This window comes from Flavobacterium sp. 38 (assembly GCF_057799715.1).
In genome coordinates, this window is record NZ_JBYNWZ010000006.1 from 69,071 (window position 1) to 81,494 (window position 12,424).

Annotated in this window: 11 protein-coding genes; 8 read left to right on the top strand and 3 right to left on the bottom strand. The window is 34.1% G+C overall.

Translation table 11 applies throughout. The features are described 5' to 3' along the window. Positions 1-124 precede the first annotated feature (124 nt). Positions 125-2,233: an ATP-dependent DNA helicase RecG gene (gene recG, locus AC3E9W_RS15730; protein WP_488769075.1), complete on the bottom strand. Its 2,109-nt coding sequence runs from the start codon at positions 2,231-2,233 to the stop codon at positions 125-127. A 339-nt stretch (positions 2,234-2,572) separates the two neighbouring features. Here recG and AC3E9W_RS15735 point away from each other — a divergent pair, with 339 nt between their 5' ends. The 4 genes from AC3E9W_RS15735 (at position 2,573) to AC3E9W_RS15750 (ending at position 5,879) form a co-directional block, all read left to right on the top strand. Beyond that, a complete protein-coding gene (locus tag AC3E9W_RS15735; protein WP_488769076.1) occupies positions 2,573-3,004 on the top strand; it encodes a hypothetical protein in 432 nt (143 codons plus the stop codon). Positions 3,005-3,147: 143 nt separating this feature from the next. Continuing rightward, the gene (locus tag AC3E9W_RS15740) at positions 3,148-4,914 is read left to right on the top strand and encodes a hypothetical protein (protein WP_488769077.1); all 1,767 of its coding nucleotides are present in this window, start codon (positions 3,148-3,150) and stop codon (positions 4,912-4,914) included. A gap of 33 nt (positions 4,915-4,947) precedes the next feature. Beyond that, entirely contained in the window at positions 4,948-5,487 is a 540-nt protein-coding gene (locus AC3E9W_RS15745; RefSeq protein WP_488769078.1) for a DUF1697 domain-containing protein, read from the top strand. After that, positions 5,487-5,879: a hypothetical protein gene (locus AC3E9W_RS15750; RefSeq protein ID WP_488769079.1), complete on the top strand. Its 393-nt coding sequence runs from the start codon at positions 5,487-5,489 to the stop codon at positions 5,877-5,879. Before AC3E9W_RS15745 ends, AC3E9W_RS15750 begins: the two co-directional genes overlap by 1 nt. 61 nt (positions 5,880-5,940) lie before the next feature. Here the strand turns inward: AC3E9W_RS15750 and AC3E9W_RS15755 are convergent, their stop codons facing one another. After that, positions 5,941-6,684, bottom strand: a complete 744-nt coding sequence (locus AC3E9W_RS15755; RefSeq protein ID WP_488769080.1) for a Dph6-related ATP pyrophosphatase — start codon at positions 6,682-6,684, stop codon at positions 5,941-5,943. Positions 6,685-6,771: 87 nt separating this feature from the next. Between AC3E9W_RS15755 and AC3E9W_RS15760 the strand changes: the two genes are divergently transcribed. The 3 genes from AC3E9W_RS15760 to AC3E9W_RS15770 all read left to right on the top strand — a co-directional run bounded on the left by AC3E9W_RS15760 (position 6,772) and on the right by AC3E9W_RS15770 (position 10,868). Continuing rightward, the gene (locus AC3E9W_RS15760) at positions 6,772-7,674 is read left to right on the top strand and encodes a transposase (RefSeq protein WP_488769081.1); all 903 of its coding nucleotides are present in this window, start codon (positions 6,772-6,774) and stop codon (positions 7,672-7,674) included. An 8-nt stretch (positions 7,675-7,682) separates the two neighbouring features. Continuing rightward, entirely contained in the window at positions 7,683-9,743 is a 2,061-nt protein-coding gene (locus AC3E9W_RS15765; RefSeq protein WP_488769082.1) for a M1 family metallopeptidase, read from the top strand. A 216-nt stretch (positions 9,744-9,959) separates the two neighbouring features. Continuing rightward, complete coding sequence (locus tag AC3E9W_RS15770; RefSeq protein WP_488769083.1) at positions 9,960-10,868, top strand: patatin-like phospholipase family protein; 909 nt, start codon at positions 9,960-9,962, stop codon at positions 10,866-10,868. Between the two features lie 85 nt (positions 10,869-10,953). Here AC3E9W_RS15770 and AC3E9W_RS15775 read toward each other — a convergent pair whose 3' ends face one another. Beyond that, the gene (locus tag AC3E9W_RS15775; protein ID WP_488769084.1) at positions 10,954-11,478 is read right to left on the bottom strand and encodes a DUF7935 family protein; all 525 of its coding nucleotides are present in this window, start codon (positions 11,476-11,478) and stop codon (positions 10,954-10,956) included. 124 nt (positions 11,479-11,602) lie between these two features. Between AC3E9W_RS15775 and AC3E9W_RS15780 the strand changes: the two genes are divergently transcribed. Beyond that, positions 11,603-12,370 carry a sulfite exporter TauE/SafE family protein gene (locus AC3E9W_RS15780; protein WP_488769236.1) on the top strand — a complete coding sequence of 256 codons (768 nt, stop codon included), beginning with the start codon at positions 11,603-11,605 and terminating at the stop codon, positions 12,368-12,370. Positions 12,371-12,424 lie beyond the last annotated feature (54 nt).

Consider the following 12,424-nt stretch of genomic DNA (forward strand, 5'->3'; position numbering starts at 1 on the left):
AATATAATTAGAACGCAATGGAGTTTTTTTTTGAAGTTTCAAAGGGACAAAGAGACAAAGAGACAAAGTTTGGAGTTTTAGTTTAAAATAACTTTGCCACTCTGTCCCTCTGTCCCTTTGAAACTTAACTAATATAATTCCAAATATTCTTCTTCTTGGTCATTTCGATGAAAATCATTCTTAGAATAGCATTTTCAGGTTTTTGGAGGGCTGAATCTTCTTTTAGGATTTTCATGGCGTAATTTCGAGCCAGAGAAAGGATTTCACGATCTTTTACAATATCAGCGATTTGAAGGTTTAAAACACCACTTTGCTGTGTTCCCATTAAATCTCCGGGACCGCGAAGTTTTAAATCTACTTCGGCAATTTCAAAACCATCGTTGGTTTGCACCATAGTTTCCATTCTGGTTTTGCTGTCAGTACTTAATTTATGTCCCGTCATCAAGATACAGTAACTCTGTTCGGCGCCTCGTCCCACGCGTCCGCGCAGCTGGTGCAATTGCGAAAGTCCAAATCTTTCGGCGCTTTCAATAATCATTACACTGGCGTTTGGCACATTTACACCAACTTCGATTACAGTCGTAGCCACCATAATATTAGTTTTTCCTTCAGAGAAACGCTTCATTTCGGAATCTTTATCTGCTGGTTTCATTTTTCCGTGAAGGATAGAAATAGAATATTGAGGAAGCGGAAAATCTCGTGAAATACTTTCGTAGCCGTCCATCAAATCTTTATAATCCATTTTTTCAGATTCCTGAATTAACGGATACACAATATAAATTTGTCTGCCTTTTGCAATTTCGTCACGAAGAAACTTCCAGACTTTCAATCGATTGGAATCGTAACGATGAACGGTCTGAATCGGTTTTCTACCTGGAGGCAACTCGTCAATAACAGAAATATCCAAATCGCCGTATAAACTCATTGCAAGCGTTCTCGGAATAGGAGTGGCGGTCATAACCAAAACGTGTGGCGGAATATCATTTTTCTTCCACAATTTTGATCGTTGCTCCACACCAAAACGATGCTGTTCATCAATTACAGCTAAACCCAGATTCTGAAACTGTACTTTATCTTCCAGCAAAGCATGTGTTCCAATTAGAATTTTAAGTTCGCCACTTTCCAATTCTTCATGGATAATTTTCCTTTCAGAAGTTTTAGTAGAACCCGTTAAAATTCGGATATTGATGTTTAATGTTTGAGCAAATTCAGACAAACCAAGAAAATGCTGATTGGCTAAAATCTCGGTTGGCGCCATCAGACAAGCCTGAAAACCATTGTCAATTGCCAAAAGCATGCTCATAAAAGCGACAATAGTTTTTCCAGAACCCACATCACCTTGCAGCAAACGATTCATTTGGGCATTGCTTCCCATATCTGACCTGATTTCTTTAATTACTCTTTTTTGAGCATTAGTTAAATCAAAAGGCAGATGATTTTTATAAAATTCATTAAAAAGTTCGCCCACTTTGTCAAATGGATGCCCTTTTATTTTATGTTTTCGAATGAGATTCTTGGTGATTAATTGCAACTGAATAAAGAACAATTCTTCAAATTTCAATCTGAATTGCGCTTTCGCTAAAATCTCAGCGCTTTTCGGAAAATGGATATTGAATAATGCGGCGCGTTTCGGAATAAGCTTTAATTCTTCGATTAAAAACGGCGGAAAAGTTTCAGTAAATAGCGCCTGAGTTTCTAAGAAAAGCTGTTCCATCATTTTATTGATGGTACGGTTCGAAATTCCTTTATTAGCCAAAGCTTCTGTTGAAGGATAAACTGGCCGCATAGCCGAACGCAAACTTCTTTCGTGCTCGCTCAGCAATTCAATTTCGGGATGCGCCATACTGAATTGGCTTCCGTAAAGAGAACATTTTCCAAAAATTACCAAAGGTTCATTCAACTTTAAACTTTCACGAATCCATTTGTGGCCTTGAAACCAGTTTAAGTCAATCTGTCCCGTATCATCAACAAAACTTGCCACAAGACGTTTTTTGTTTTTGGCAAATTCAACCGTTTTGATGTTGATTATTTTTCCAATAATTTGAACCTCAGAACCCGTATTCTGCAATTCATTAATCTTGTAATAACGCGTCCTGTCAATATATCGATTCGGAAAAAGATTAACTAAATCCCCATATTTATGAATGCCCAATTCCTTGCGAAGCAGCTGGCCACGGCTCGGACCAACACCTTTTAGGTATTCAATTGGAGTTTCAAGAAGATTATTAGACATTAATTATTTTAGATTTTAGATTGCTGATTTTAGATTTGGTCCTTCTCCCGAAGCCTCGGGACGCTCAGGATGACAATTGGAATTTGGAATTTATTTAATTGGAATTTTATTCTTTTTAGAGCCAAGAAAAAAGAATAAAGACAAAGTGTAGCTCTATTTTCTTTATTCTATTCTCTTTTTTCTTTAGAAAAGCGAAGATAGATTTTAATTGGGAAATTTGAAAATGAATTATAGCTTTCAAGTAACTGAATGTTAACTTATCATTAATTTGAAAATTACGACGCAACCATTTTAAGAAAGTAAAATCTTAATAATAGTTAACCATCAAAAACTATAAAAATGAAAAAAATTGGACTCTTAATTGTAATGCTTGTTTCTTTACTTTCTTGCTCAAACGATGATTCGGGTGATAAGGCAACTGAATCTTACCATGGAAAATGGGTGTTGACCAAAATGGGTAGTGGCAATCCTGCGGCAAATTCGATAGATGTTATGGAGTGGGAAGAAAGTTATACTTTCAATTCAAATAATACCTTTTCTAAAACTAGAAAAAGAGACGGGAAAATCACCACTATTGCAGGAACTTACATTATGACAAAAACAGCAGATCAGACCCAGTTTGAATTAAATTATACAGCTCAAAGCGATATCATTGGTTCTTGCACTTCAAACGTAAAAGAAAATTTATATATCATTGATACTATCGGCAACTTGTATAGTTCTTGGAGCATTTGTGACGGTCCTTTATTGGTATACGAAAAGAAGAGATAATTTTATAATGCTTACTAATTCAATTCTTTTTTTGAAAACTCCGTTTCTGACGGAGTTTTTTTAATTTTTATCGTCAGTAAAATTTTAATAAAAAAAGATAATTGTTAGATTTGTTTGAACATTTAAATTATAAGCCTCAAATTATGATTAAAGAAGAAAAAGTTCCATTTGAAACAATGGTATTTTCGGGCATTACATTCAAAGTAATTAACCGTCACGAAGCCCACACTATTATTGGAGATCTAACGGATTTCGGCAATAATAAAATCTACAATGTTTTTGAAGACACTTGGCGTTTTCCTGATTATGAAGAAAATCCAATCTTTCTAGTAGCGGAAGACGATGTCGAAATGGATTCCTTTGAAATGGATTTCAGCACAGAAGAACATTCTGATGTTTTCATTCTCGGATTTATTTTTAAAGGAAACCTGACAGTTGCAAAATGGATCAGTTCTTATGATACTGATAATTCTCCTGCCTTAATTGTTCTCGGAAAAACAACGACGGTCAACATCAATTTGTTTGGGAGCGTTCATTATTTAGGCGGAGGTCTGCAATGCGATACGCTTTACGGAGAGTACAATCATGGTGAACTTTTTGTAAAAGGTGATCTTAAAGCTTGGCTTGTTTACAGCGATGACATGGCGTTTCATTTTGAACGTTTTACGGATGTTCAGGCTATTATTAGTGCGGGAAGACCTGATATTTTAATTTGCAGTAATGTTCAAGATACAGATGGATCTGTGATAACGGTCGAAAATTATCTGCCTTCAACTCATAAATTATCTGATATTGTAGACGATGCATTTATAGAAATTTCCGCTTATGGCAGTGAAATATTAGGCAATAATTATCTGGATGTTTTTAAAGACGGACTTTCCATTTTAGATTACGATAAAAAAGAAAAATACATGTATGCTGATTTCCGGAATCAGTTTATTAATATGGTTGAAGTTTTATCTGAAAATGATGAACTCAAAGAGAATGGCAAAATTGTCAGACATATTTCAGGGACGACTTATTTGTTTATTCCTTTTGATTATGAAGGAAAGAAATACAGTCAGATTTCAGAAGAAATTGCGAATGGTTTTGGTATCAGATCTCGCGCTTTATGGTGTCACGATGATCAAGAAATTATGCTTATTTTGGAATATCTTAATGAAGACGGAGATCCGAAATACCAATGGATGAATGACGAAAATGCACAAGGAATTGAGTTTTTCTGCGTGAAACAGGCGGCAATTAAAACGTTTGAAATACTAACGGCTGAAGTTGTTGAAAATGATGAAGAAGAAACTGAATATGCAGATTACAACAGTAGTTTTTCATTAGAAGAATTTGCCGTTCAATTTGGTGATTGCAAACTTCCTCAAGATTTAGTTAAGTTATATGAATTCGAACAAGAATATGGCGTAGAAAGCTATTCTGAATGTTTCGGACTTACGATAACGGATGATAAAACAGGCATAAAAACATGGTCTGAAGAAGAAGAATTCTACAACAGTTTTATCGAGTTTGCAGGCGCAAACGGTTCGGGAAGTTCGTATGCGTATTGGCTTATTGATAAAGATTTAAATAATTGCCCGATTGTTGTTTTTGGCGATGAAGGCGGCGTTCACATTGTGGCAGAAAACACTCAAAAACTGATTCAGCTTTTAACTTTAGATACTGAAATTTCTGTTGATTTTGATAAAGCGTATTTCTATAAAGATGAGGAATATTATGAAGAAAGCGAAAATAAAGAAGAATTTCAGCAATGGGTAAAAGAACAATTCAATCTTGATGCAATAGAAGAAAACGAAGAAGCAGATGAAATTGTAGAACAAGCGCAAAGAAAGTACAAACAAAAGTTCAATGATTTCTTAGTGAAGTTTGATATTGAAATTAGCGAAGAAGACGATGATGAATAGTTTTTTTATCTTTGAATTTAAATTAAAAAAAAAATGAAAACACATTTAGCGCTTTTACGAGGAATCAATGTTTCTGGGCACAATATGATGAAAATGGAAGCTTTGAAAGCAATGCTGGAGAGCCTTGGTTTTCAGAATGTTCGCACGTATCTGCAATCTGGAAATGTATTTGTAGATAGTGAAGAAGAGGCTTCGAAAGTTGGTTTTATGATCAAACAGGAAATTTTTAAGGTTTTCGGTCATGAAGTTCCTGTTGTCATGATTACCAAAGAAAATTTAGAATCGTGTTTTGCTAATAGTCCGTTTTTAAAAGAAAAAGATATAGATACTAAAAAGCTGTATGTTGCTTTTGTTTCAACGACTTTAAAGAAAGAAAATATAAACGATTTGAAAATCAGTCAGTTTAAGCCAGACGAAGCAAGCATTGATGAAAATAAAATTTTTATTAAATACGCTATCGGCGCTGGAAAAACACGTTTTGATCAAAAATATATAGAGAAAAAATTAAATGTAACCGCCACAATTCGAAACTGGAATACCGTTACGAACTTGCTTAAAATGTATAACGAATAATGAAAAAATTAATTACAATCTTATTTATTGCTGTTTTTTGCCAATTAGCAACCGCACAGCAAAAAGCCAAATCAAACAGCGAAAATTTCAATACTTTTCTTAAGAAATTTAATGAAGATAAAAACTTTCAATTGAGCCGTGTAAAGTTTCCGTTTAAAATAAAAACGATCGACGATAATTTGGAAGATATTGAGGTGACAATGACACAGAAGAATTATAGAATTCTAAAATTGGATGATAAAGGAATGGAGTTTAGACAAAAAATCATCCTAAAACCAAACAAAGCCGTGATTGAACAACGCGGAATTGATACCGGAATTTACGCAGATTATATTTTCGAATTAAAAGATAATAAATGGTTTCTTAAAACTTGGGTTGATCAATCTACTTAATTTATTAATCCCGAAGCATTATAGCATAAGCTGGAAAAGAAGATTTTCTTTTTCAGCTTTTTCATTTTTTGATTAAATCACAATACCAAAATCCGAAATCAAATGCAGTTTCGTCATTGGTATCGCAGGCTGTATCTGATGAATCTTGTTTTTCTGATTTTTCATATTTTCGATAGACAATTTCGCCAATTTCAAAATCAATTGGTTTAGAAAAAATCGGACCGTCAAAAGTAAACGTATGAAATTCGCCGTTTTCGCCACAAACATCTACATTATCAGGCAAATCAACTATGAAATCCTGATCGATAATTCTTCCAACAAAGCTTTTGTCCAAATATTTTTCATTGACACAAACGACAATCGTTTTAAATCCCAACGAAATAAATTCATGAATTAAATCTTGAGTGGGAATTTTCCAAATCGGAAAAACACCTGTAAACCCAATTTTAGACAATTGATTTTCGCGGTACTGGCGTAAATCTTCTAGAAAAATATCTCCAAAAATAGAATGTGTTATGCCGTTTTGTTTGAGCTCGGTCAAAGTCTCGGTCATTACTTTTTCATACACTTCCATTGTAGGCATTTCTGGAACTTCGAGAATTTTTAACGGAATTCCGATGCTTTCGGCTTGTTCCTGCAATAATTCAACACGAATTCCGTGCATCGAAATGCGCTGATATTGCTGGTTTACGCTCGTCAGTAGACATTCGATCTTAAAATCAGTATTTTGTAGTGTTTTGTATAAAGCAAGAGCAGAATCTTTTCCGCTGCTCCAGTTAAATAAGGCTTTTTTAGGTTGAGACACGATTTGACGGTTTTATATTGTAAACATACAAATTTCATTCTATTTGTAAAGGAAACCTTTGTAACTTTGGAATCTTACACGCCTAAAATGTCATTATTTAAAGATAAATTTAAAACCAATTCGCATAGACTGCAAAACTGGGATTATTCTAGTGAAGCGGTCTATTTTATTACGATAGTTACAAAAGACAGAAACTGTATTTTTGGTAGTATCGAAGATGAAAAAATGATTTTGAATGAAAATGGAAAGATTGTTGAAAAAGAACTTTTAAAATCGATAAATATTCGTAAAAATTGGTTTTTTCATAATTGGGTCATTATGCCAAATCATATTCATTTATTGGTTGAAATTCAAGATAACGAAAATCAAGATAAAAATATTCACGAAACGTATACTGTAGAGACGCACCGCAGTGCGTCTAAGTCCAGCATATCCGCACAGATAAATAATATTTCAGATAATTCTTTGTCGACATACGGGCGTGAGACGCACTGCGGTGCGCCTCTACAGAACCAATCGGTGGTGGATTCAGATTCTAATTTTCTATCCGAATCGCATACCGTAGAGACGCACCGCAGTGCGTCTACGTCCAGCATATCCGCACAGATAAATAATATTTCAGATAATTCTTTGTCGACACACGTTGCGGAGACGCACTGCGGTGCGCCTCTACAGAACCAATCGGTGGTGAATTCGGATTCCAATATTTTACCCGAAACGTATACTGTAGAGACGCACCGCAGTGCGTCTACGTCTAGTATATCCACAACGGATAATAAATCTGAATCTAATTTTTCTCGTAAATCCAATTCTATTTCATCATTTGTTGCTATTTTTAAATCGATAACAACAAAACGCATTAACGGTTCAGAATCAATTTGGCAGGCCAATTATCACGATCATATTGTTAGAAATTACAAAACGTTTGAAAAGATTTACGATTACATTAAACATAATCCGAGATCTTGGGAAGCCGACTCTTTAAAATAAAATTTTCAATGAAATACATTTTTCTATTCTTCACCAGCATTCTATTTGCACAGCAAACCAAATTCGTTGATTTTAAATCTGTTTCGGGTCAATTAACATTAAATCCGAAAGAAAAAATGATTTCTGGAACTGTCGATTTTCAATTTGAGGTTTTGCAGGATATTGACACCATTTCGCTTGACGCAAAAAATATGGGATTTTCGAATGTGAAAATCGATGATAACGAAATCATGTATCTCAATACCAACAAAGAATTGAAATTGATTTTTCCTTTCAAAAAAGGGCAGAATCATTTGACTTTCAGTTACACAGCAAAACCAAAACAGGCGTTGTACTTTGTTGAAATGGAAAATGATGAAATGCAGATTTGGACACAAGGGCAGGGAAGATATACCAGCAATTGGTTTCCTAGTTTTGATGATGTAAACGAGAAACTGATTTTTAATTTGGGCATTTCTTATGATGCCACATATCAGGTAGTTGCAAACGGGATTTTAAAAGAAAAAACAACAAACGGAAATCTAAATCACTGGCAATTTCAAATGGAAAAACCAATGAGTTCCTATTTGTTAATGCTGGCTATCGGAAAATTTGATAAAAAAGAATTTAAATCAAAAAGCAAAATTCCTTTAGAATATTATTACGAACCTAAAGATGCGGATCGTTTTGAGCCAACGTATCGTTATTCGAAACGAATTTTTGATTTCCTTGAAAAAGAAATTGGTGTAAAATATCCTTGGAAAATTAACAGACAGATTCCGGTGAGAGATTTTCTATATGCGGGAATGGAAAACACGACTTCGACACTTTTTGCGACACGTTATGTGGTCGATTCAATTGGTTTTTGCGACAGAAATTATACTAATGTAGATGCGCATGAATTGGCGCATCATTGGTTTGGCGATTTAATAACCGCCGAAAGCAGTACGCATCATTGGCTTCAGGAAGGATTTGCAACTTATTTTGCGCTTCTGGCAGAAAGGGAAATTTATGGCGAAGATTACTTTTATTCTAAACTGTACGACACCGCGCAACAGATTAAATTTGCTTCTCGTACCGACACCATTCCAGTTTTGAACGCAAAAGCCAGTTCGTTGACGTTTTACGAAAAAGGAGCTTGGGCATTGTTTGTTCTACATGAATCGATTGGAGAAAAAGCGTTTAAAAAAGCAATTAAAAATTATCTTGCCAAATATGCGTACCAAACTGTAAACACACAGAATTTCTTTGACGAGATTAAAAAAGTCTCAGATTTTGACTTGGAGAAGTTCCAGAAAACTTGGTTGGAATCTACCGTTTTTGATACGCCGATAGCAAATGCATTATTAAGTAAAAATAAAACGATTCAAAAGCGTTTAGAAATTGATAAACTAAAAAAAACACCTTTGGCTGAAAAAGCTGCTATTTTGAAAAGCACTTTAGAATCAGATGTATATGAATCTGTAAAAACAGCTGTTGTTGATCAGCTGGAAAATGAAAAATACGAAGATAAAAAGGCTCTTTTGCTTTTGGCAATGCAAACCAATAATATTGTTGTCCGTCAAAATCTTGCGGGTTCACTGACTAAAATTCCAGAAGATTTTAGAACAAATTACGAAACACTTTTGGATGATAAATCGTATCAGACACAAGAAATAGCGTTGTATTGGTTGTGGAGAAATTTTCCTGATCATCGAACAGCATATTTGGATAAATCTAAAAATTGGATTGGTTTCAACGATTATAATCTCAGAACTTTATGGCTTTCTCTAGCTTTGTCAACCCCCAATTACAGTAGTGATCAAGATGCTCTTGCAAACGAATTAATTGCATTTTCGTCTACCAAATATGAAGCGACAACTAGACAAAATGCTTTAGAAAAACTGATTGCTTTTAAAATAATAAACGATCAGGTTTTGGAGAATTTAGTTGGTGCCACGACACACCATATGTGGCAGTTTTCGAAATTTGGTAGAGATACTATTAGACTTCTGTTAAAAAATCCTGAAATGCGTGCTTCTTTTAATAGAATTTTACCTAATTTGACACCCGATGAGCAGTTCCAATTGAATCGCTTGTTGAAAGAGTAAATTAGACTTGAGTAGAAGAAAGATTCAAGAAGAAAGATAAGAAATGCTGAGAAATAGATAAAAGAGAATAGAATATAGAATATAGAATATAGAATATAGAATATAGAATATAGATATTGGAGGCAAGAAACAAGAGTAAAGAAGTCTTTCTTCTTGCTTCTTATCTCTATTCTCTAAAAAAGAATAATCCCAAAAACAAAATCTACATTACAATTTATGAGAGCATTGGTTATTTCAGGTGGTGGCAGTAAAGGCGCTTTTGCCGGCGGTGTTGCCCAGTATTTAATAGAAGAAAAAAGACACGAATACGATTTGTTTTTAGGAACTTCGACAGGAAGTTTGCTCATTCCGCATTTAGCTCTCGGTCATATCAAAAAAATACATTCTGTATATACTAATGTAACCATGTCGAGTATTTTTAACATCTGTCCGTTTGTTGTAAAAACTAAGGATGGAGTTGACATCGTGACAATTAATCACTTTAATGTAATACGCCAATTTTTTAAAGGAAAACGAACTTTTGGAGAAAGCAAAGGCTTGAAAAAATACATTCAGAACAATTTTTCTATTTCTGATTTTAATAAACTCAAAAAACTCAAAACCGATGTTATCGTTACGGTAACCAATTTTACCAAAAACGAATCAGAATATAAATCGGTAAAAGATTGTACCTACGAAGAGTTTTGCGAATGGTCTTGGATATCGAGTAATTATGTTCCGTTTATGAGTTTAGTCGAAAAAAACAATTGTGAATATGGTGACGGCGGATTTTCAAGCTTGGTTCCAATTCGCGAGGCCATAAACCGTGGCGCGACCGAAATCGATGTGATTGTGCTAGAAACAGAAGTAAATACGACTAAAACGGTTATCGGTAAAAATCCGTTTTCACTAATGATCGATTTGTTCCGAATTGCTTTAGATCAGGTAGAAAAACACGACATTGCGATAGGAAAACTTATGGCAAATAATAAGAATGTAAAATTAAATTTATATTACACTCCAATAAAATTGACTGATAATGCCTTGATTTTTAATAAAGTAGTGATGAAAGAATGGTGGGAGCAAGGTTATGAATACGCTCAGAATAAATCTGAAACGATGAGCGACAATAAGATATTGATATAAGATTTTAGATTGTTGATTTTAGATTTTAGATTGTACTGATGAACGTTGAGAATCTAAAATCTAAAATCAACAATCTAAAATTATTCTAATACCAAAGGTCTGCAACTTCAGATTTAATAAAACTCAAAGCGGCATTACTTGGTGATTGTTTTTCTAATAAATCATTCAAAATAACTTCGCGAAGTTTATCAGCGTTTTCGACTTTTTCGCTCATAGCGGCTTTACGAATCATTTGTATTGTTGCATTTTTTGCAGTTGTAATGATAGTCCAGCATTCTTCAGAAACATAAATTTGCTGCGTTAAATTATGTTCAAATTCTTGTTCAATCTGGTCGATCAAGAAATTTTCGTAATCATGTTTTAACGGTGAAATTGGCGCAACTCTAATTAAAAGTTTAGTCAAATTAATACGTTCCAAAAACAAAGTCATGCGTTCGTAGGCTTGTAAACGTATTGGCAGCGACTCTTTATGCACTTGTTTGTTTAATAAAAAAGCACGTTTTCTGTCATTGTTTTTAATGTGCAGCTCAAAAAAACGATATGCTACAACTCCTGTAACTAAGGCTGGTAATGTATAACTCGCAAGTTCTATTATTTTGTTGAAATCCATTGGAATAATTTTTAAGCAAAAATATACTTTTTGATCAAAAATCAACTTTAAATTTATGGTAATAAACAAAAAGGAAGATGTACTTTTGCAACTTGTTTTTTACGGAGACCGAAATATCTTTTTAATGGATTCATACATAATACTTTTTCTTTGTTTAGCAGCTTTTGCTGCAGGATTTATTGATGCCATTGTTGGCGGCGGCGGATTGATTCAAACTCCGATGGGATTAATTTTATTACCTAATCTTCCTGTTTCCACTGTAGTTGGAACGTTGAAAATTCCAGCATTTAGCGGAACTGCTTTTGCTGCTTTTCAGTATTTGAAAAAAGTAGTGATTCAGTGGAAACTCTTAATTATTATGATGTGTCTGGCGGTTCCGTCAGCATTTTTAGGTTCTACAATCTTAACGTTGGTCAGCAATGATTTTATGAAACCACTTTTGCTGGTGGTTTTATCCTTGTTGTTTATTTATACTTATGCCAAGAAAAATTTCGGACAGCACGTTGCTAAAGACCATTCGGCAACGACACAAATATTTTATGCAGTTGTAATTAGTATAATAATCGGTTTTTACGACGGATTTATCGGGCCAGGAACAGGAAGTTTTTTTGTTGTGGCTTTTATTGCACTTTTGGGATTTGATTTTCTTCACGCTTCCGCGAATGCTAAAATGGTAAATCTAGCAACCAATTTCGGTTCAATTTGTCTGTTTATGATTAAAGGAAAAATTATTTGGACTATTGCAATTCCGATGGCCATAAGTAATGGACTAGGAGGATGGCTTGGCGCAAAACTGGCTATTAATAAAGGAAACGGATTTATTCGAATTTTCTTTTTGATTGTGGTTGTCGGGACTTTGATTCGATTTGCCTACGACGTTTTCTTTAAGTAAATTTTAAACCATATAAGTCATATAAGATATTTTAAGTTGTGATTCGATATGATT

Excerpts from the sequence above, each read along its gene's own strand:
- AC3E9W_RS15760 (WP_488769081.1), top strand. The coding sequence starts at position 6,772 with ATGTCATTATTTAAAGATAAATTTAAAACCAATTCGCATAGACTGCAA.
- AC3E9W_RS15745 (WP_488769078.1), top strand. The coding sequence starts at position 4,948 with ATGAAAACACATTTAGCGCTTTTACGAGGAATCAATGTTTCTGGGCAC.
- AC3E9W_RS15770 (WP_488769083.1), top strand. The coding sequence starts at position 9,960 with ATGAGAGCATTGGTTATTTCAGGTGGTGGCAGTAAAGGCGCTTTTGCC.
- AC3E9W_RS15765 (WP_488769082.1), top strand. The coding sequence starts at position 7,683 with ATGAAATACATTTTTCTATTCTTCACCAGCATTCTATTTGCACAGCAA.
- recG (WP_488769075.1), bottom strand. The coding sequence starts at position 2,233 with ATGTCTAATAATCTTCTTGAAACTCCAATTGAATACCTAAAAGGTGTT.
- AC3E9W_RS15750 (WP_488769079.1), top strand. The coding sequence starts at position 5,487 with ATGAAAAAATTAATTACAATCTTATTTATTGCTGTTTTTTGCCAATTA.
- AC3E9W_RS15775 (WP_488769084.1), bottom strand. The coding sequence starts at position 11,478 with ATGGATTTCAACAAAATAATAGAACTTGCGAGTTATACATTACCAGCC.
- AC3E9W_RS15780 (WP_488769236.1), top strand. The coding sequence starts at position 11,603 with ATGGATTCATACATAATACTTTTTCTTTGTTTAGCAGCTTTTGCTGCA.
- AC3E9W_RS15740 (WP_488769077.1), top strand. The coding sequence starts at position 3,148 with ATGATTAAAGAAGAAAAAGTTCCATTTGAAACAATGGTATTTTCGGGC.
- AC3E9W_RS15735 (WP_488769076.1), top strand. The coding sequence starts at position 2,573 with ATGAAAAAAATTGGACTCTTAATTGTAATGCTTGTTTCTTTACTTTCT.